The organism is Dolichospermum flos-aquae CCAP 1403/13F, from assembly GCF_012516395.1.
Lineage (GTDB): Bacteria > Cyanobacteriota > Cyanobacteriia > Cyanobacteriales > Nostocaceae > Dolichospermum > Dolichospermum lemmermannii.
Window position 1 is genome coordinate 47,404 of the sequence record NZ_CP051206.1, and the last position, 20,760, is coordinate 68,163.

Annotated in this window: 19 protein-coding genes and 3 pseudogenes; 9 read left to right on the plus strand and 13 right to left on the minus strand. The window is 37.0% G+C overall.

Features of this window, described 5'->3' with window-relative positions; all coding sequences use genetic code 11:
* Positions 1 to 22 precede the first annotated feature (22 nt).
* The 8 genes from HGD76_RS00280 to HGD76_RS24745 all read right to left on the minus strand — a co-directional run bounded on the left by HGD76_RS00280 (position 23) and on the right by HGD76_RS24745 (position 5,567).
* Entirely contained in the window at positions 23 to 1,156 is a 1,134-nt protein-coding gene (locus tag HGD76_RS00280) for an ISAs1-like element ISAsp2 family transposase (RefSeq protein WP_168694588.1), read from the minus strand.
* A gap of 156 nt (positions 1,157 to 1,312) precedes the next feature.
* Entirely contained in the window at positions 1,313 to 1,888 is a 576-nt protein-coding gene (locus HGD76_RS00285) for a protein kinase domain-containing protein (RefSeq protein ID WP_233466986.1), read from the minus strand.
* Positions 1,889 to 1,990: 102 nt separating this feature from the next.
* On the minus strand, positions 1,991 to 2,371 hold the full coding sequence (locus HGD76_RS00290) for a type II toxin-antitoxin system VapC family toxin (protein WP_168694589.1): 381 nt from the start codon (positions 2,369 to 2,371) through the stop codon (positions 1,991 to 1,993).
* Positions 2,368 to 2,595 (minus strand): type II toxin-antitoxin system Phd/YefM family antitoxin, encoded by a 228-nt coding sequence (locus tag HGD76_RS00295; protein ID WP_168694590.1) that lies wholly within the window; start codon positions 2,593 to 2,595, stop codon positions 2,368 to 2,370. The genes HGD76_RS00290 and HGD76_RS00295 overlap by 4 nt, the downstream gene beginning before the upstream one ends.
* A gap of 281 nt (positions 2,596 to 2,876) precedes the next feature.
* Positions 2,877 to 3,206 carry a ribulose bisphosphate carboxylase small subunit gene (locus tag HGD76_RS00300; RefSeq protein WP_168694591.1) on the minus strand — a complete coding sequence of 110 codons (330 nt, stop codon included), beginning with the start codon at positions 3,204 to 3,206 and terminating at the stop codon, positions 2,877 to 2,879.
* A gap of 94 nt (positions 3,207 to 3,300) precedes the next feature.
* The gene (gene rcbX / locus HGD76_RS00305) at positions 3,301 to 3,681 is read right to left on the minus strand and encodes a RuBisCO chaperone RbcX (RefSeq protein WP_015079280.1); all 381 of its coding nucleotides are present in this window, start codon (positions 3,679 to 3,681) and stop codon (positions 3,301 to 3,303) included.
* Positions 3,682 to 3,751: 70 nt separating this feature from the next.
* A complete protein-coding gene (locus HGD76_RS00310) occupies positions 3,752 to 5,182 on the minus strand; it encodes a form I ribulose bisphosphate carboxylase large subunit (RefSeq protein WP_027403993.1) in 1,431 nt (476 codons plus the stop codon).
* Between the two features lie 190 nt (positions 5,183 to 5,372).
* A complete protein-coding gene (locus HGD76_RS24745) occupies positions 5,373 to 5,567 on the minus strand; it encodes a hypothetical protein (RefSeq protein ID WP_210967687.1) in 195 nt (64 codons plus the stop codon).
* A gap of 541 nt (positions 5,568 to 6,108) precedes the next feature.
* On the opposite strand from HGD76_RS24745, the gene HGD76_RS00315 reads away from it, so the two are divergent.
* The 4 genes and pseudogenes from HGD76_RS00315 to panB all read left to right on the plus strand — a co-directional run bounded on the left by HGD76_RS00315 (position 6,109) and on the right by panB (position 8,031).
* A complete protein-coding gene (locus HGD76_RS00315; RefSeq protein WP_168697311.1) occupies positions 6,109 to 6,339 on the plus strand; it encodes a hypothetical protein in 231 nt (76 codons plus the stop codon).
* A complete protein-coding gene (locus tag HGD76_RS00320; protein ID WP_168694592.1) occupies positions 6,320 to 6,601 on the plus strand; it encodes a type II toxin-antitoxin system RelE/ParE family toxin in 282 nt (93 codons plus the stop codon). The genes HGD76_RS00315 and HGD76_RS00320 overlap by 20 nt, the downstream gene beginning before the upstream one ends.
* A 471-nt stretch (positions 6,602 to 7,072) precedes the next feature.
* Positions 7,073 to 7,203: pseudogene (locus HGD76_RS25055) on the plus strand (transcriptional regulator); the annotation flags it as partial.
* 54 nt (positions 7,204 to 7,257) lie between these two features.
* Positions 7,258 to 8,031, plus strand: a complete 774-nt coding sequence (gene panB, locus HGD76_RS00330; RefSeq protein ID WP_148765922.1) for a 3-methyl-2-oxobutanoate hydroxymethyltransferase — start codon at positions 7,258 to 7,260, stop codon at positions 8,029 to 8,031.
* A gap of 33 nt (positions 8,032 to 8,064) precedes the next feature.
* Here the strand turns inward: panB and HGD76_RS00335 are convergent, their stop codons facing one another.
* From HGD76_RS00335 to HGD76_RS00350, 4 genes are all read right to left on the minus strand, one after another.
* Positions 8,065 to 8,382 carry a DUF6887 family protein gene (locus HGD76_RS00335; RefSeq protein WP_210967688.1) on the minus strand — a complete coding sequence of 106 codons (318 nt, stop codon included), beginning with the start codon at positions 8,380 to 8,382 and terminating at the stop codon, positions 8,065 to 8,067.
* 452 nt (positions 8,383 to 8,834) lie between these two features.
* Positions 8,835 to 9,797, minus strand: coding sequence for a DUF1517 domain-containing protein (locus HGD76_RS00340; RefSeq protein WP_168694594.1), 963 nt, complete (start codon positions 9,795 to 9,797; stop codon positions 8,835 to 8,837).
* Between the two features lie 306 nt (positions 9,798 to 10,103).
* Positions 10,104 to 10,508 carry a hypothetical protein gene (locus tag HGD76_RS00345; protein WP_148765926.1) on the minus strand — a complete coding sequence of 135 codons (405 nt, stop codon included), beginning with the start codon at positions 10,506 to 10,508 and terminating at the stop codon, positions 10,104 to 10,106.
* Between the two features lie 440 nt (positions 10,509 to 10,948).
* Entirely contained in the window at positions 10,949 to 11,110 is a 162-nt protein-coding gene (locus HGD76_RS00350) for a hypothetical protein (RefSeq protein ID WP_168204478.1), read from the minus strand.
* On the opposite strand from HGD76_RS00350, the pseudogene HGD76_RS00355 reads away from it, so the two are divergent.
* The 3 genes and pseudogenes from HGD76_RS00355 to HGD76_RS25060 all read left to right on the plus strand — a co-directional run.
* Positions 11,064 to 13,452, plus strand: a pseudogene (locus HGD76_RS00355) (efflux RND transporter permease subunit). The gene HGD76_RS00350 and the pseudogene HGD76_RS00355 sit on opposite strands and share 47 nt — an antisense overlap.
* Positions 13,453 to 13,711: 259 nt before the next feature.
* A complete protein-coding gene (locus HGD76_RS00360; protein WP_168694595.1) occupies positions 13,712 to 14,638 on the plus strand; it encodes an AAA family ATPase in 927 nt (308 codons plus the stop codon).
* A gap of 149 nt (positions 14,639 to 14,787) precedes the next feature.
* A pseudogene (locus tag HGD76_RS25060) lies at positions 14,788 to 14,883 on the plus strand (glyoxalase-like domain protein); the annotation flags it as partial.
* Positions 14,884 to 14,920: 37 nt separating this feature from the next.
* Here the strand turns inward: HGD76_RS25060 and HGD76_RS00370 are convergent.
* Positions 14,921 to 17,281, minus strand: coding sequence for an ATP-binding cassette domain-containing protein (locus HGD76_RS00370; RefSeq protein WP_168694596.1), 2,361 nt, complete (start codon positions 17,279 to 17,281; stop codon positions 14,921 to 14,923).
* Positions 17,282 to 17,426: 145 nt separating this feature from the next.
* Between HGD76_RS00370 and HGD76_RS00375 the strand changes: the two genes are divergently transcribed.
* Both HGD76_RS00375 and HGD76_RS00380 read left to right on the plus strand, forming a co-directional pair.
* A complete protein-coding gene (locus HGD76_RS00375; protein ID WP_168694597.1) occupies positions 17,427 to 19,136 on the plus strand; it encodes a protein kinase domain-containing protein in 1,710 nt (569 codons plus the stop codon).
* Between the two features lie 136 nt (positions 19,137 to 19,272).
* Positions 19,273 to 20,745 (plus strand): serine hydrolase, encoded by a 1,473-nt coding sequence (locus tag HGD76_RS00380; RefSeq protein ID WP_168694599.1) that lies wholly within the window; start codon positions 19,273 to 19,275, stop codon positions 20,743 to 20,745.
* The last annotated feature ends 15 nt before the right edge of the window (positions 20,746 to 20,760 follow it).

The window sequence follows — 20,760 nt, forward strand, 5'->3', positions numbered from 1 at the left end:
TGTCTATATTTTCTGATTTTTATCAGATACATTCTAAAATCTTCTCTAAATATTCATCATCCCATCCTGCACAAAACTGCTTACTTTTAGTTCCTAGTTTTTGGCTTTTTTCTTTTCCTAAAAGATTAACTGCTATATGACGAATAACTGCAAAGTTTTGTGGTGCATTATCCTTTCTTATCCGACAATCATCTTCTCTAAAAGCTACATCTAAAACCCAGTGTAATGAATTCTCTATACCCCAATGAGTGCGGACTGATTCTCCTAGTAATTTCGCATTATTTGTCAAACTACTTATATAATAGCCTGTCTCAACCTTCGTTTTTCCATTAACTTTTCGTATATATTCTACCATTCCTACACTTTGAAGATTTACCCATTTCTTATCAGTATCTATTCTTTCTTCTATGTCTGATAACATGAGATAATGACGAATCTCTTCTCTTCCATGTTTGTCTTCTTTTGTATGAAATTCACTATATTTGAATCCCTCAAACCCTTTAGATATAGCTTCTTTGAAGATTTCTTCTACATTCTTATATAAATTACCTTGATTCTTTTTGAGTGCGATAATATATTCGCCTGATTTTTCTGCAATTGATTTTACTATCTCTTTTTGACACCCCATCGCATCAATCGTTACTAAACATCCGGCTATATCTAATACTTTAATTAATTCCGGTATGGCTGTTATTTCATTTGACTTTTCTTCTACTTTACATTGTCCTAATACTAATTTATTACTAGTTGCCCATGCACTTACCATGTGAATCGCACCTTTATCCTTTCCTTTATCATATGAATGCCTTAATGTTTTCCCATCTATTGCTATGACTTCTCCTTCTGTAATTTTATTGATAGATTTTATCCAACTCAAAAAACAATTCTGAAATTGTTGCGGATCTATTCTCGCAAATACTCTGGCGAATGTATCATGAGATGGAATCCCGTTTGGAAGTTCTAAAAATTGTTTTAGCCATTTTTCTTTCTTTTTTCCATAAGCCTCCATCAATACCCAACTATCTACTCCACAGATCACTGCACAAATCGCAATGGTTACTATATCTATTAATTTATGCCTTTTTGTTCTCTCAACTCTTTTATCTTCTAAATCTTTAAAGTGATCTACTATTGTGATTTTTGGTGGTAGCTTCATTTTGTGAATTTTGTCTCTTTAGTTTTATTGAGAATACCACTTCAACTCATTTTATTGATTCTTATAGAAACGAATTTACCATCAAATTTTCTTCATACTCATTTATTGGCTTGATATTAACATGGTAATACTGCCCTTTTTATCTATTCATAGAAGTTACATTTTGTCAAAAAAAATTAGATGCGTTTCCCCTGCAATTAATACTAACTGCCCATTAGGTCGTAGCATAATATTAGGTGGCTTAATATCCCGATGAAAATAATTTTTTTTATGGACTTGATCTAAAATCTCAACTATCTGTTTTAACCACCGTATAGCCGCACGTTCACTAATAGCTTGATCATTGCGTTGAGTTATGTATTCTTCTAAATTCATCCCCTCAATTTTTTCCATTACCAAACAATGCAGGGGTTCTTTAGCATCTCTAGGAAAATAAATAAAGTAACCATCTGACTCAACTTTAGGAATACCAGGGTGTTTCAGGTGTTTTAAAACTTCCGCTTCTTGTTGAAACAATTCAATAGCTTTAGGAACTGTATTAAACAAAACCTTCAAGACTTTCTTTGTACCAGAATCATCCACTTCATAAGTTTTACCGAAACCACCACCCCCCAAGGGACGAAGGACTCGATAACACCCTTCTAAAAGTAACTCAGAACCACATGATTGACAAAATAAGGGCTGTCTGGTGTTTTGCGGTTGTGGACAGTTGGGATTGATACAGTAGCTCATTGACTGCTAATCTAGAGTATATTTTCGATACTCATAAATCATAACAGTTGTCTGTACCCTCTGCGCTTTAAGAAAAGAACTATCAAAATTGGGCGTTATTTTTCACCACAAACGCTGTATGGGATAGGCATCGAAAATTGTATCAGCACTTATTATAGGCATATTTTCCACCATAGCCTGTGCAATTAACATTCTGTCAAAAGGATCACGATGATGTAAGGGTAATTGAGCAATCACTGAAATATGCTGTTGGTTGATTTTCTTTAATGTAATACCATTCCCAATTATTTGCTGTTCGACAAAATCATCAAAACTCATCTCCAAATTAAGTTTACCTATACTATGTTTAATTGCCATTTCCCAAACACTGGCAATACTCAAAAGATTGTCATTATTCTCAATTTGTAATCTCAAATTATCGCTAATTCTGGGATTACCCATAGTAAACCAAAGCAGAGTATGAGTATCAATTAATTGCTTCATTCCATATACTCCTTCAACTCTTTCAAAGGTTCATCAAAATCATCAGACATTTTAATCATTCCCTTAGCACTACCAAATTTAGGACGAATTTTCACGGGTAATACAGGAATTAATTTCACCACAGGTTGATTATCTTTCATGATGATAATTTCATCACCACCAAGTGCTGCTTCAATTAAATCAGATAAATGTTGAGATGCTTCATTAACAGTAATTTGTTGCATAATTACCACCTTTAGTTTTGTGTGTGCGACTCAACCGACAATTCTATTCTCCATCAAAAACTAAAAAAAAGGGTATTGCTGAATCAAAGAATGAAACTCACCGATAGCCTGAGTGGCGTAACCATGGTTAATTTTGAAAACTCTTACCTTTGCGTCTTTGCTCCTTTGTGCCTTTGCGCGAAACATAATTCATAAAGCCATTATGTAACGCTAAAAAAAAGAGAGATAGAAAACTCTACCTCTCCTTTTAATTCATCAAATAACTATGAGCTAATTAGCTCTTAGTATCTGCTGGGTTTGTGAACAAGGAAGCTCATAACTTGACACTGCTTAATGTTGTCAAAACCAACAACACGGACGTAGCAGTTACCATACTGAGAACGGCAACTTTGAACTTCACTCAATACTTCTTGAGCAGTTTTAGCGCCGAACAAAGGCAACTTCCACATTGTCCAATAAAGTTCTGTAGGTTCAGAAGTTTCGTTGAATTCAATTGCAGGAATGAAACCTTGTGTGATGATGTACTGAACTTGCTTGGCGATTTGCGCGTCAGACAAAGGGGGAAGGTAAGAAAGGGTTTCGTAACGACGCTCTTTAGGTAAAGTTTGCATAGTTTTTGCTAAGTGGGGGAGATTTTTTATGACTTGGTTGACTGACTAATTGGATAAATTATCCAAATTAGCAATAGCTACGCCACGCAGGCTATCAGATATTGTCTGTCTTTGGTATTTCGAGGCTGGGACTTGATAAACTTAGTTGCGTAATGCGTTCGAGATGCTGGCGACGCTGTTCCATATTGGCTTGCTGAATGCCAGTTATCACCATTTCTGGTAAAAACTCCGTCACTTCCGCCGCTATGTGTTCCCTGACAGTCATAATCCGCAATGCCAAATCTGACTTTTCTAGAAACAATTCCTCTATATAAGCTTCTCCGTCTTGAATTTTCCCAGCGGAAAAGTTTTGCAACCAATGTGCTAGAGGAGGATTTGTTTCGCCTAGCTGTGCCAATACAGTCCTTAGCGCCTGATAAGTCAGGTAGCTTTGGAGAGTTTTGGCTGTGTCTTTCGCAATTTGCTTTAAATCCATGCTTGACCCAGCCCTTTAGATTTTTAGATTTTGGATTGTATATGAATCCAAAATCCCAAATCCTCAATTATCAGACGGTATCCATTGCTTCAAACTCGAACTTAATTTCTTTCCACAGTTCGCAAGCAACAGCCAACTCAGGAGACCACTTAGCAGCTTCGCGGATAATATCGTTACCTTCACGAGCCAAGTTACGACCTTCGTTACGAGCTTGAACAACTGCTTCTAGAGCTACGCGGTTAGCTGTAGCACCAGGAGCGTTACCCCAAGGATGTCCGAGAGTACCACCACCGAATTGGAGTACGGAGTCATCACCAAAGATTTCTACCAACGCGGGCATATGCCATACGTGGATACCACCGGAGGCAACTGCCATTACACCGGGTAAAGAAGCCCAGTCTTGGGTAAAGTAAATACCACGAGACTTGTCTTGCTCGATGTAGTTTTCACGCAATAGGTCAACGAAGCCCATGGTGATTCCCCGTTCACCTTCTAACTTACCAACTACTGTACCAGTGTGAATGTGATCACCACCAGACAAGCGGAGAGCTTTAGCCAATACGCGGAAGTGGATACCGTGGTTCTTCTGACGGTCAATTACAGCGTGCATAGCACGGTGAATGTGCAACAGAATACCGTTATCACGACACCAGCGAGATAATGTGGTGTTAGCGGTGAAACCTGCGGTCAGGTAATCGTGCATGATGATGGGCTGTTTGAGTTCTTTAGCGTACTCAGCCCGTTGGATCATTTGTTCGCAGGTAGGAGCGGTAACGTTCAGGTAGTGACCCTTGATTTCGCCGGTTTCTGCTTGTGCTTTGTTGATAGCTTCAGATACAAACAAGAAGCGATCGCGCCATCTTTGGAAAGGAGCAGAGTTAATGTTTTCGTCGTCTTTGGTGAAGTCCAAACCACCACGTAAACATTCGTAAACTGCGCGTCCGTAGTTCTTAGCGGAAAGACCTAATTTGGGCTTAATTGTACAACCCAACAGAGGACGACCATATTTGTTCAATTTGTCGCGCTCTACTTGGATACCGTGAGGAGGTCCTTGGAAAGTCTTGATGTAAGCTACAGGGAAACGAATGTCTTCCAAACGTAACGCCCGTAAAGCTTTAAAACCAAATACGTTACCGACGATGGAGGTTAGTACGTTGGTGATAGAACCTTCTTCAAACAAGTCCAAAGGATAAGCAACATAACAAATATATTGGTTATCTTCACCGGGAACTGGTTCGATGTCGTAACAACGACCTTTGTAGCGATCTAGGTCGGTGAGCAAGTCTGTCCATACTGTTGTCCAAGTACCAGTAGAAGACTCAGCAGCTACTGCCGCACCAGCTTCTTCAGGAGGAACTCCGGGTTGGGGAGTCATCCGGAAAGCTGCCAATAAATCTGTATCTTTAGGAGTGTAATCAGGTGTGTAATAAGTTAGTCTGTAATCTTTAACCCCAGCTTGGTACCCAGACTTAGCCTGAGTCTTAGTTTGCGCGTAAGACATATTTTTCTTCCAAGAAGTCTTTCTTTTTACTATCAAATCACGTTATGTGCCACTTCTTCTCATTCCTACTCTTAATTCATTCTTAATGAGATTATAAGTTTTGCTTATAGTTAGGGGCGATCAATTTCTATGGTGGCAGTATTACTCCTGCACGAATTAAGTTGCGGTAATTGCTACTGCAACAAATTGTTTACCAGTTATTTTTCGTCCCAAGAATACAAAATCTTTTCATCTTGAGTTTGCATACCCTACTCAACTGGCTTGATTCAGCCGTCTGCGGATTTTTGCCTGAAAGCCGCATTCCAGACCTAAGGCTGGTTTGCTGCAACTCTCTTTTTTTCCTGATGTCTTTACCCAAAGCGGGTAAAGATTGATCACGAGGCATTTTCATTCTCAGACAGGTTTAGTCAGGGGATGAGCAAGAAAAGAAGAAACTGCACATCACGGAATTTGTAGCTTACCCCACAATATATCAATAATTCAATAAGTTATTTTGCGAATTTTGTTAATTGATATATTTAAATTTGTTATCACATAAAGATTTAACATTTTGTGAAGATTTGTTTACAATTGTGTATATCTCAAGTAAATATTCACTTGAAAGTTATGCAATACCTGTAGATGTAGCTGGTACTTAAAAGCTTTGCAGTATGTATATATTGCTACTGTTTTATACTAAGGAAATTACTAATGCAATTTGCTCAATCAATACCTTGTCCAAATCGAAAAAAGTCTTGATTTGTAGGTTGGATTGAGGTACGTTCACGAAGTGTGGTGATAGCTTGCGTGGCGACGTAGGAGTCATAGCCATAACCCAACAAATGCGTCGGGTTGCGCTGTCGCTTAACCCGACCTACAAAAAATGGACAAGGTATTGCTCAATGGGAGATAATATAGAAACAGAGAGTTGTTTTAGAGGAGATTCTATGATGACGTTACAAGAAATTATTACTTCTATTGAAAGTTTACCCACAGAAGATAGAGAGTATTTATTTGAGTTTCTTCAAAAGCAACGAATTGAGAAGAAGCGGGCTGAAATTTTAACTAATGCTCAGGAAGTTAAACAAGCTTTTCAAGATGGTACAGCAAAGAGGGGAAGCGTTGATGATTTAATCGCTGATTTACTAGGAGATGATGATGGAAGTTGTCTGGAGTAGTGGATTCAAGCGGTCTTTTAGGAAGATTACCAAGAAAACCCCGCAATTAAAAAATCAAATTGTTAATGTATTAAGGCTTTTGTCCGATGATCCCTTTACACCGTCTTTGAAGTCTCATAAGTTAGGAGGAAATTTAGCGGGTTTATGGTCTTGTTCTGTTGCTTATAATTGTAGAATTATCTTTAACTTCTCTGAAGATGAAGAGTTATTAGAAATGGTTATTTTATTGATAGATATTGGCAGTCATGATGAAGTTTATTAAATGGTAAGATTTAGGCTGAGACTTTGCATTTCAAGATTAAAATAGTCTAACTAATTAAGAGAATGTTTGAAAAGTGGTATTCCGTAATTTTCATCACATTGCTACCCCCCCTTAGTCCCCCCTTGTAAAGGGGGGAAACAATAAAAATCCAGTTCCCTCCCCTTTACAAGGGGAGGGTTAGGGTGGGGTAAAAAATATTTGATACATCAACCATAACTTTTCAAACACCCTCTAAATGAATATGCAAAAATAATATCAAGCTGGATATACTTAACTAAATGCGTGCAAACTTACTGAGATTAATATAGGGCTACTATTTGATTTTTGAACAAGCTGTAAACCGTAAACCCCATCGAATCAACGATTGAGTCTCAGTATAATGAACAACAATCAAACCGGATTCCTATAGCTTTACCAAGCATAGTCACATCAGCTATAGTCCAAAAGGTTGATAATACAGACAAAAATCCCAGTCCCCAAGGATTAATTTGGGCGGGAATGCCAAATCAATTGTTAGTGATTAACCAAAAAGTGGTATTGTATTAAGGTCTGTAACTCCCCTGCGCGGACGTAACGTGACATCAGTTAAATTTGCCAGAGATTGACAATTATCAGTTGACAATTAACAATTGACAATTATCAATTATCAATTATTTATGGCAGTTACTACCCAACAATTAACTCAATGGAAACAACAGGGAAGGGCGATTGTTGCGTTAACTGCCTGGGATTATGCGATCGCTCAACTTTTGGATCTAGCTGGTGTAGACTTGATCTTAGTTGGTGATTCTCTTGCCGTCGTCCTTGGTTATGAAACTACCTTACCAATAACTTTAGATGAAATGATCCATCATGCTAAAGCTGTGCGGCGTGGTGTCAAAAATGCTTTAATGGTAGTTGATTTACCATTTTTGACCTATCAAGAAAGTATTTCCCAAGCTATGCACTCCGCCGGTAGAGTGTTGAAAGAAACGGGGGCGCAAGCGGTAAAATTAGAAGGTGGCTATCCCGCAATGGTGGAAACCATTACCCGGTTAGTGCAGTCGGGGATTCCGGTTATGGGTCATGTGGGATTAACACCCCAGTCAATTCATCAATTAGGGTTGCGACAACAGGGAAAAACCCAGGAAGAAGGTGAGAGAATTTTTCATGAAGCGATCGCTCTCGAACAAGCCGGGGTTTTTGCTATAGTATTAGAACATATTCCTACAAAACTAGCACTGCAAATTACACAAAAACTCCGTATTCCTACCATCGGCATCGGTGCAGGTTCTAGCTGTGATGGTCAAGTGTTAGTCACTTCTGACATTCTCGGACTTTCGGAAAAACAACCACCATTCGCCAAGGTTTATACAAACTTACGAGAAACAATTACCAAAGCTGTCCAAGATTACGCTGTGGAAGTGCGAGAAGGACAGTTTCCTAAATAGTTAATATTCTAGGAAGAATAGCTTTATGAAAGGCTATTCATTCCGAGATTCTTGATTGATTTTGTTTTTTTCTTCCCTCGACTTAAGAAGTGCCTCCGCTGCTTCAATTACAATCCTAATGGACTCTTGTTCGCGCTCTAAGGCAATTCGTTCCTGAATAGCTTGTTCCCCTAACCGGACATTTTCTTCTATTGGTACACCTTCTGCTGTCACCATTGGCGCGTACCATGTAGCTTCTGAATCAGGAGTACGACGACTAACCAGAATATCTAAAGCCTCCAAATCATCACGGTTTCTGCGGACATAAGCTTTTAATTCAGACCTCGACATTTGAGCAAAATTAGGTTTCATCAATAAACCTCCAATTTCCTTCAGGAAAGATTAAAATCTCCATTTCATCACCTGCTGTGAATGTATACATATCCCTTAATTTCATCAAACCGAAATATGTGAATGTCTAGAAAGCTGTTAGAGGGTGTTTGAAAAGTTATGGTTGATGTATCAAATATTTTTTACCCCACCCTAACCCTCCCTTTGTAAAGGGGAGGGAACTGGATTTTTACTGTTTCCCCCCCTTTACAAGGGGGGACTAAGGGGGGTAGCAATGTGATGAAAATTACGGAATACCACTTTTCAAACATCCTCTTAGAGACCATCTGGCAAACCCTGAGACAGGTTAGGGCTTGTACAGCAGTAGGATTGAAAATGGTAGTTTCCTAAATTGTGACATAAATAATCTTAAAACGAATGTCGCAATTTTCGATTACAAGTCACTTCTAACTGTTTTCAGCCCTAAACCTCAATTAAACCAACTTCAAATCAGGATATTCAGCAAATAAGTCATCTGATGTGAGAGTATCCCCTGACGCTTGGGGAGTCCACAAAACTTCAATTGCTAACAGTTGTTCACCACCAAGACTACCAATTTGACGTAAAGCTTGACGCAAATCATCAGCATTATTAATAGCGGGAATTTCACATTTACCCAAAGTTGCTGCTAATAAAGTGACAATAATATATTCTCCCGGCCCTTCACTAATCAAACGAGTCGGGTTATCTTCACCAGGTAAAGCTTCCTGACTGAGAACAGCCTTTAACTGATTATTCACATTAGAGAGAGTTTCTTCGCTAAATTTACTGCGTTCGGCTAAAGATAACCGATTAAATTGGGATTCTGCGGAATTTAACTTTGCTTGTTGAGTTCCACCACCTGCATATACCCAATATTCAGGGTGACGCAATAAAGCCAAACTAGCTTCTTGTAAAACTTCGCTTCTTCCCGCTGGGCTATTGGTATCAGCAGTTTCCGCAATTCGATTGAGTTCGGGTTGTAAATCTCTTGCTTGGGCTAGTAAACCAACTTGTAACCGGGTGACAGACACCGAAGGGTTGCTGCTATAGCTGACTTCTTCCGTTTCTCCACTGGTAACACGGCGAAATGTTTGGACTAAAAAATTCGCCATGGCAAAAAAGATCAAAATCCCAAACAACCCGCCAAAACCGCCACCAAAACCCCATAAGGGCAAAAGAAACGGAAATCCGAAACCACCGCCATAGGGAGCATAGTAGCCGCCATTACCGGGCATACTTGTCCGGGGTGTGTAGGTACGGCTAGAAGGCATTCTAAAAGAACCACCACCGATTCTGCCACCACTGCGGGCTGCTAAGGCATCATTAGCATGACTGAACGCCAAAGTTAGCACTAAGCTAAGGATAAAGGCGGTTTTAAATAGGGGTTTGAGGAATCCTTGTAGTTTTTTACTCATAAGACATTTATTGTGACAACTGTATTTTGATGATGACTTCCCCTGTTTTGAAGAAGTAACGCTGCCTCTAATCTACCGTGTCTTATCTTTATTAGGGAGGAAATAGGGAGGGATTTCTAGAGTTGATAACCGTACTCAGTCAATTTCTCCAACAAAATCTTTCATCAAATCTCACAATTCAATCTTATCAATCATAATTTATTGAGTTTTTGAAAAAATTGGTGATTGTTTTTCTCTTTTTATTACCAGTTGCAAAAACTCAGATTTCTCACAACTGAAATAATTTACTATTACCAATTTTGAACTTTATTTATGACTGTCAAGTAAATCATGGTGAGAAAAAATTCCCTTCAATTTTAAATTAGTGAAGACATTTATAGAATTTACTAATTCTCGTTGTTGAGAACTTAAATTTAATGCCTCTAAAGCTTGATCAATATTATTACCATTATGTAATTTGTGAGCAAGCAAGTTACGTTGAGATAAATCTAAAATTGCGGCAATTTCTTTATTTCGACGCTGACGAATCCCCTGTAGTTCTTGATTTTCTTGGGGAGTAAAATCATATTCAGATAATTTGATATTATCCCTAATTTCTCCAGAGTTAGTAAAAAAGTGATCTGCGAAAGCAAAAGGAACTTCCCAGGAGAAAAAGACAACAGCAAAAATAAGAGCCAAAGTCAAGAACCGTTGTATCAATTTATTAATCATGTTGATTTTGATGTTAATAACAGCTTAAATTAAATTCTAACCAGGGAAAGAGTAGCCTAGACAATTTTCCTATTTCTGGGTACGACTTGCCAAAGAGAAACAAACATTGATCAGCACTTATTCAATAGAACAAAGTTACTAGTTGTTAAATGGCATAAATCCTGAGTTCAAGACAGCGACAAGGAAATCAGGCTGTTTCTATATTCGAGGTGAGCTAAAACAGATAATGTTTTCTCTATGACTAAATTCAGAAATTGATCATCAAGATAATTATTTTGCCGATAGATTGTAAAAAAATGTAAAGCCTGTATATTTAAATTAAATAATACATATTTTTGCCAGTTCATCATAAATTAGAAGTTTCAAAATTCATATCATACACATAGATTTTTAACTATTCATTCCGTCAACTTGTTATCAGTCATGTCATTACCTGAACCTCAAACCGATATTAAAGACATTTCTCCCTCACCTCCCAAGTCAAATCGGTGGCTGCGGTTGGTATTAGCCGCACTGTTGTTGGTGATATTCCCGTTAAAGTAGGCGATTTTGTGAATACTTATTAAACGACCTGTATTTACCAGCGTCTGCGCTATTATCATTTTACTTGTTGGTGCAATCAGTATTCCCACATTGCCTACAGCCCAGTATCCAGAAATTAGTCCCACGCAGATTATCGTCAATTCTAATTATGTTGGTGCTAGTGCGGAAATTGTTGAAAGTACCGTAACAACGATTTTAGAGCGACAAATTAACGGTGTCGAAGGCATTAAATACATGACTTCGAGTAGTAGTAATGATGGCAGTAGTACGATTACTGTCACATTTGATGCTTCGCGGGACAAGGATATTGCTGCCGTTGATGTGCAAAACCGTGTTACTTCCGCTCAACCGCAGTTACCAGAATCGGTGAAGCAAACAGGAGTGACTGTGAGTAAACAGTCTAACAATATTCTGTTAGCAATCGGTTTGTTTAGTGATAATAAAGCCTTAAATAATGTCTTTTTAAGTAATTATGCAGATTTATATTTAGTAGATGCCCTCAAGCGGATTAAAGGTGTCAGTGAGGCGCGGATTTTTGGGGAACGCCGCTATGCAATGCGCCTATGGCTTGACCCAAATAAATTGGCTAGTCGGAATTTAACTACTGGTGATGTTATTGATGCCCTGAATGAACAAAACCTACAAGTAGGTGCGGGACAACTTGGACAACAGCCAGCCGTAGATGGTCAAATGTATCAAATTGACTTGAGGGCAGTTAGTAGGCTGACGGAAGTTGAGGAATTTGACAATGTGGTCATTAAAACTGCTGGTGACGGTAGTTTGATTAAGTTAAAAGATGTGGGAAGGGCGGAATTGGGGGCGCAAAACTATAGCTCATTTCTGCGGTTTAAGGGGAATGAGGGTGTGGGTTTGGGGATATTTCCGGCACCAGGAAGTAATGTTTTGGACGTGGCTAATTTAGTCAAAAAGGAAATAGCGCAATTGTCGCAAAGCTTTCCGCCAGGGATGAAATATCAAGTGGCATTTGACACCACTACGATTGTAGAAGAATCTTTGGCAGAAGTGGTAAAAACTCTTTTAGAGGCGATCGCTCTGGTAATTCTCGTTATCTTTATTTTCCTACAAGATTGGCGGACTACGTTAATTCCTGTGATCACCATTCCTCTGTCCTTAGTGGGGACGTTTGCCTTCGTCAAAGCCTTTGGTTTTTCCGTCAACACCTTAACCATGTTTGGTTTAACCCTCGCAACCGGCATGGTAGTTGATGACGCGATTATTGTCGTGGAAAATATCTCCCGCTTAATTCAAGACCAAGGAATGTCACCCCGTCAAGCGGCTTCAGTCTCCATGGAAGAGCTATTTGGGGCGTCAGTTCATGATGCAGGGAAATCAAACCCCCGGACTGCAAGCTGTATTTAGCACCTTTACCGCCAATACACCGCAAATCTTAATTGAATTTGACCGTAACAAAGCGAAATCTCTGCAAGTTTCCATTGACGATATTTTTAAAACCCTGCAAACTTATTTGGGTTCACGATATGTTAATGATTTTAATTTTCTTTCCCGCACATATCGGGTATACATCCAAGCAGATGCTCAGTTTCGTTCCAATCCTGATGATATTGGTTTATTAAATGTGCGTTCTCAGACTAATCAGATGATTCCTTTGAGTAGTTTAGTGAAATTAACGCCAACAACAGGAGCGCAAACTATTAATCATTATAACTTATTGCGTTCCATTGAAATTAACGGTTCTGCTGCTCCTGGTACTAGTTCTGGACAAGCAACTTTAGCTATGGAACAACTAGCTAAAAAGATGTTACCCACAAGCATGGGATATGAATGGTCGGGTATTGCTGCTCAGGAAAAAGAATCCGGTGGACAAGCACCAATCATTTTTGGTTTAGGTTTACTTTTCGTCTTTTTAGTATTAGCTGCTCAATATGAAAATTATGTTGATCCTTTAATTATTATGCTGGCTGTTCCTTTAGCTATTATGGGAGCTTTAGCATCACAATCATTAAGAGGTTTAAATAATGATGTATTTTGCCAAGTTGGGTTAGTCATGTTAATTGGTTTAGCCAGTAAAAATGCAATTTTAATTGTCGAATTTGCTAACCAGTTGCAAGAACAGCAAGGTTTATCAATTACCAAAGCAGCAGTAGAAGCAGCACAAGGTCGGTTACGTCCCATTCTCATGACTGCTTTTTCGACTTTGTTGGGAATTTTTCCCCTAGCAACTGCTACAGGTGCAGGTGCAGCAAGTCGTCAATCTTTAGGTACTGCTGTATTTGGGGGAATGTTTGTAGCGACTTTCTTGAGTTTGTTTATTGTGCCAATTCTCTATATCATCATTGGCAAAATTCGTCAACGTTTGCAACCTGTTCATCATGCTCCCCATTTAGAAGTGCGTGAAGAAGATCATGTTTCCATAAGATAGCATTCTCTCGTTCCTAGTCTAGAACACCGTAAGGGCGAAGCATTCGGGCGATAACCTATCGTTCAAACCATTGATTTTCTGTCCGTAAGGGCGAAGCATTCGGGCGATAACCTATCGTTCAAACCATTGATTTTCTGTCCGAATGCTTCGCCCCTACTAATTGATAAGTAAGAAAAATATATCAGACCTATAAAGATTATGTTCTTTTATATTTACCAACTCCAGGCTATCATCAAAATCATAAGCAAAGGTGATAGTCATGACCGAACAGATATTAGAAAAACAAATAGATCACAATGACGGAATTGATTTAGAAGCAGCTTTCCAAGGGTCTCATATACAAGAAATTTTGGATAAGTTAGACCAGGAGTTAGTCGGGTTAAAGTCCGTCAAAAACAAAATTAGAGAAATGGCGGCTTTGTTATTGGTTGACCGTATTCGTAAAAGCTTAGGCTTAAATGCAGGTGCGCCCAGTTTGCACATGACATTTTTAGGTAATCCTGGCATGGGTAAAACCACTGTAGCCATGCGAATGGCAGAAATCCTCTACCGGCTGGAATATATCCGTAAAGAAAATGTCATGTTGGTGACGCGAGATGATTTAGTTGGTCAAGGTATGGGACAAACAGCGCCCAAAACCAGGGAAGTATTAAATAATGCCATGGGCGGAGTTTTATTAGTTGACGAAGCCTATACTTTATACCGTCCAGATTATCCTGGGGATTTTGGTTTAGAAGCCATAGAAATTCTCATGCAGGTCATGGAAAACCAAAGAGATGATTTGGTCGTTATTCTTGCTGGTTATAAAGACCATATGGACAGATTTTTTCATAGTAATCCAGGGATGAATTCCCGCATTGGATTACATATTGAATTTAACGATTATGGTGTTGAGAGTTTAATGACTATTGCTCAATCTATAGTCACAGCCCAAAACTATTGTTTTAGTCCAGAGGCTGAAAAAGCCTTCCGCGAATATTTAATTAAACGGAAGACGATGCCCCATTTTGCCAATGCTAGAAGTGTGCGTAATGCTATAGATAGAGCGCGTTTACGTCAAGCAAATCGGTTATTAAGTAGTGGTAAACTGTTAAATAAGCAGGATTTAATTACCATTGAAGCAGCAGATATTCTCGCTAGTCGAGTATTTAGAGAAGGTGTTCCTGATTGCGAAACTGAAAGTTGATTAATTTGGTAATTGGGGATTGGGGATTGGTTAGTGGTAAAGATAAAACAACTGACAACTGACAACGAACAACTTGTTATGGAATTAAAATCGCGTGATTGAAGCTGAAGTTCATTTATCATTACATAACTTCCTGCGATCGCAGGACGGGTTTAAAGTTCAAAATTCGCAACCAAAAGCCTTTGAATTTTTTAGTTAAGGATTATGAAGGGCGTGTCATTGAAATGGCTGAAGTTGCTAATTAGTTATTATCAAGGTGGGCATTGTCCACCAAGGAGATAATTAAAAAATATCTTTCCGTTTTTGCACACCAAAAGTTATTAACAAATAAACCGTAGCGTGTAACAACAAAATTCCCCAATTTAAACTTAAATTTCCCCAAGTTGGATCATATACAGATGTGGCTTCAAATGCACCAGGGAATTTATGTTCTTTAGGAATTAAAGCATTAACATTTAATATTGTTCCATAAGCACCAACTGACCAACGACTAATCATTAACCATGATAAGATTTTACTCACAACACCTTCAGTTTTAAACAATACTCCAGAAAAAATGATTTGTGGTAAAATCAGTAATGGCAAAGTGCTATTTGCTTGACTACTATTTTTGACAATTGCAGAAACAAGTAACCCTAAACTAAAACTAGCAAATAAAGTCAGAAAACTGGTAATTAATAATCCCATATTCCAAGAAATTAGTTCTGGGTTGGGAGATTTGAAACCAATGAGAATTATAATTAAAATTAATAAAGTTTGCGCTAGTGCTAAACCTGATAAAATTGTAATCTTAGAACCTAGATAAGCAAATAATCCTAAATTCACTAATCTTTCTCTTAAATAAATTGCCGATTCTTTCACAATTTCTTGTAAAGAACTAGAAAATCCTACCCATAAACCAGCACAGGTAAATACAAATAAAACCCGTAAAGCTAGAGAAGGTAAAGCTGGATCTGGTTCATTTCCTAATACAAAAGGTACTTTATCTTTCATTGCTAAAGTGATGAGACTAATCCCAATAGGTGCAGTTAAAAGAGATAATGCAAGATTAATTTTATCCCGGATAATTAATTGACCAGAACGGTGTGTTAATAAAAGCAATTGTTGCCAAAATAAAACACCTTTAGGTTTTGCAGGTATAGCAGTTGTTTCTGGTTTAATTCTTGAATTTAATTGATTAGCAACATAAACCTGATAATAACTAGATTGACGGAATTTATTAACATATTTAATTGCCTCTTTTTCCTCTTCTAATTTAATATAAATATCAGCAAAATCCTGAACTTGGAAAAATTGCAAAGCATCGTCAGGAGTTCCAAAATAACAAAGTTTTCCACCTATTCCTAAAAATACAATTCTGTCACACTCTGTAATATTTGCCGTTGCATGAGTCACTAAAATAACTGTTCTTCCCCCTTGATGTGCTAATTCTTTCAATAACTGCATCATCTGTTTATCTAAACCTGGATCAAGTCCTGAAGTGGGTTCATCTAAAAAGAATAATTTTGGATCAGCTAATAATTCTACACCAATAGAAACTCGTTTTCTTTGTCCACCACTCAGATCACTAATTAAAGCTTGACGACGATGACTCATTTTAATTGCTGCTAATGCCTGTTCGACAACTTGTTGTAAATTACTATCAGGAGGTAAACGTAATTTAGCAGCATAAGTGAGAACTTCTGCAACAGTTAATTCTCGATGAATAATATCATCTTGGGGAACATAACCAATTTGAGTTCGATACAAATTAAAGTTTTTCTGTAAATCTTCTCCATTTAGATAAACTATGCCTTTAGTGGTTTTTTCAATACCTAAAAGAGTTCGCATTAAAGTAGATTTACCTGCGCCACTTCCCCCCACTAAAGCTACAAATTGTCCCGGTTCAATAGCAAAAGATAAATCATCTATTCTTACTTTACCATTAGTTTCTAAAATTAAATTTTGTGCTTCCAGTCTAATGTGAGTACCTTGATCTAAAATCTCTAAATTATCATCACGTAAAACTAAAATATAGGGTCCAATATGAATCTTTGATCTATTAGTTAAAATGGCTTTATCACTTATTTGTTGTCCATTAATAAAAACTCCATTAGGGCCAAAATTTTGTAAAATGTAACGCCCGTGATGATCACTATCAATGGTAGCATGACGACGGGAAATTGTCGGAGCATCCAAATATAAATTTGCGGTAGAATCCCGTCCAATTAAAACTGATTTTTGTTTTAAAGAAATTGACTTTTTTGTTGGTGGATTGAGAGAATTAGAGGTGGCAGGATTAAAGTATTTAATTTGAATTAGTTGATGAGAATTTTGAGAAATATGAATTTCCACACCATTGGTTAACAAATAACCTTGAGTAGCAGTAATCAAAGAATGATTAATATACAACTTATTGCTACTAGGTTCTTGACCATTACCATCATAAATGCGGTATTCTGTACCCTCCTTACGTAACACAGCTTGGATACGAGAAACCAGTTCCCAGTCTTGGGGAACGACTAAATCAGCAACATTGGGTTCACGTCCTAAAATGTGCTGTGGCTTATGTAATTTCAAGTGTAAAGTTTTACCTTGATTGTTTAACTCAAGATAGGGATCTATACCTAAAACGGTGGGATGCTGTCCTGGTTGGTATGACATAGACTGGCTGTGATAAAAAGTAATTTAATTTGCAGTATTGTTAGCAAATATTGAAAACATTTTACGGATAAAAGGTGATAATATATGGAAAATCCAAGAAAATTTTACCTAAATCAGCGAAAACGTCAACAAAAAGTAAAGTTTTATGACACTGACACTATTGAACAATCGTTATCAGGTATTGCGGGTACTGGGTAGTGGGGGGTTTGGCAAAACATTTTTAGCTGAAGATACCCAAATGCCTTCGGGTAAGCGGTGTGTGATTAAACAACTCATTCCAGTGATTAATAATCCCCAGCTATACCAATTGGTGCAGGAAAGGTTTCAGAAAGAAGCATCTATTTTAGAAGAATTGGGCGATCGCCATAGTCAAATTCCCCGGTTATATGCTTATTTTTCTGAAGGTGGGGAATTTTATTTAGTTCAAGAATATATTGAAGGACAAACTCTCAGCGAAAAATTACAACAACAGGGAGTATTTAATGAAGTTACAGTTAAGGAAATTTTAATTAATATCTTGCAAGTTCTCGAATATGTTCACAGCAAAGGTATAGTCCATCGAGACATTAAACCAGATAATATTATTTTGCGTTTTTCTGATAGCAAACCAGTATTAATAGATTTTGGGGCTGTGAAGGTGACGATGAATACAGAAATGAGTCCTTCTGGTAATTCTAGTCAGTCTATTGTGATTGGGACACCAGGATTTATGCCGATGGAACAAATAGCGGGAAGACCACTATTTTCTAGTGATTTATTTAGTTTAGGATTAACAGCGATTTATTTATTAACAGGGAAAATACCTCAAGATTTACCAACTGAACCAACTATGGGTAACATTTTGTGGCGACATTTTGCACCCTATTTGAATGTTGGTTTTGGGGATATTTTAGATAAAGCTGTAGCTTATCATCCACGCGATCGCTATCTCAATACTAGAGAAATGTTGACCGCTTTACAAACTCTCTCAAATCCCGTTGTACCTGCTTTTGTCCCCATTGCCCAATCCACCACCCCCACAGTCATTGCTGCACCAGTAACACCTTTCCCAACCTCACAACCATCCTATCAACCATATCCACAAACTCAATATCCAGTTTCCTCTAATAATGGGTTAGGAACTTGGCAACAAGCTGTAATTATTGGTAGTGTAATAGGATCATTTCTTGTAGGTGGTTTATGGGTATTAGGAATAATTAATAAACCAAAAGAAACTACAGCAGTTATTGACAACTCTTCCCAACCAACTACATCTTCAATACAGTCAAATATATCATCACCATATCCTACTAATCAGCCAACCACATCATCATATTCATATCCTACTAATCAGCCAACCACATCATCATATTCATATCCTACTACTCAACCAACTACATCAATTTCAGAACCTATACAACCACAAACTACAACAACTTTGATTTCACAACAAGCAGCAATACAACTGTTAGAAACATGGTTAGCCGCTAAAAGACAAATATTTTCTCCTCCTTATAATAAACAATTAGGATCTCAACTTTTGACTGGTCCAGTATATACAAAGTTTATTAATAAAACAGATAATCCTGATGCTTGTCTTGCTAGAAGTAATAATGAAGATGATTGTCTAAGTTCTGTAGATTGGTTAATAAGAAATAGAGCTTACTGGGTATATGGTGTACAAAAAATTCAATCTGTCAGAAATTTTGTTTCTAGTGGAAATAATGCCACAATAATAGTTGTAGTTACAGAACAACGTACATTATATAATAAAAATGGAAATGTAGATAAGAGTCAATCAGGTCTTTTTACATCAACTACGAGTTACGATTTACAATATGAGAATGGTGATATCAAAATCTATAATTATAAATAAAATGTCCTGACTACATTCATGAAAGGTCAATAATCTTGCAGGAGTAGATTTTAAAACAAATGAAACTTATTTTCCTGCTATATCGTAATAAGTTATCAACATCGAATTAACAAGTATTTTTGCAAGGTGTATTTTTATGGAACAACAATCACAAGGAAATTCAAATAATCACGATCAAAAAATTGCTGAACTAGAAGCAAGATTAAATAATGCTAATCAAATAATTGCAAATTTACAAAAGCAAAATATTGATTTTCAAAAAAATATCAATGCTTTAGAAATAGAAATACATCAATTTCACCAAAAATCACAATCAAGAAACAATCAATCTTTAGAACCTGGACAAAAACAGATTAAATCATCAGTTAATAGAAGAATTATCCGTAAATATCGGGTTTCAGAATTATCAGATTGGCAATTTTACGGACTTACCTCTTTAGTAATAATGTCAATACTTCTATTATTTGGAGTTGGTACATTATTCAATAATCAAAATCGAAAAAATATTAAACAATCATTTCATCAACAATCTAAAAATCAGACATCAGCTAGTTCACAATTAAATTTATCTTCACCATTAACACCACCAAATATTCCAGTTAACAGTAATCCTATAATACAAACACCAATTCATCAAAGTTATGATTTATCTGTAAATAATCCTCCAGAACTTGTTTATAATGTAATCAATCCTCCTAGTTTTAAAGATAGCGAACAATTAAATCAAATAACTCAAGAATTAACCAAATTAGCAAAAAGTAAAAATTTACCAGTCGAAAATTTATCAATTAGTTTAATAGATGTAAACAAACAAAGTATTTCCGGGTATAAACAAAAAACACTTCGTTATCCTGCTAGTGTAGTAAAATTATTTTGGATGGTAAATCTAGAAGCTCAAATTAGTCGAGAATTGATTCAATTAGATAATAATATTAATTCTGATTTGCAAAAAATGATTCTTAAATCAGATAATAATGCAGCCAGTCAGATTGTAGATACGATTACTCACGCTCAGTCTTTACAAAATAAACTAAACAAAGAAGGATTTACACAATGGAAAAAACAACGTCAAAGCATTAATAGATTTTTCCAAAATGCTAACTATCAAGATATTAATATTAGTCAAAAAACATTTCCTATCCCTGACTTAAAAATTAATGAACCTCAAGGTACAGATTTACAAATCCGAGGAGATAATCCTCAAAAACCAATTCGTAATAAAATTACAACATATCATGCAGCTAGACTAATGTATGAGATTGCTACTCAACAAGCAGTAGCACCAGAATATAGCCAAAGAATGCTAAATTTACTCATAAGAGATTTACGTCGAGAAGCTTGGAAATTTGATCCACCAAATCTAGATGAATTTAATCCAGTAGAGAATTTTTTAGGTGAAGGTATAGCTGACGAAAAAGTGCAATTTGCATCCAAAGCAGGTTGGACTACCAGTTCCCGACAGGAAGTAGCTTATATAGCTACATCAGATGGGAAAACTCGTTATATCCTCGCAATATTTGGGGATGATCCTGCTTATGGTAAAAGTAAAACAATTTTTCCACAAATGTCTAAATTAGTCTTTGATAGGATGACTAATTCTAACCGTTAATCATAATTAGGTTTG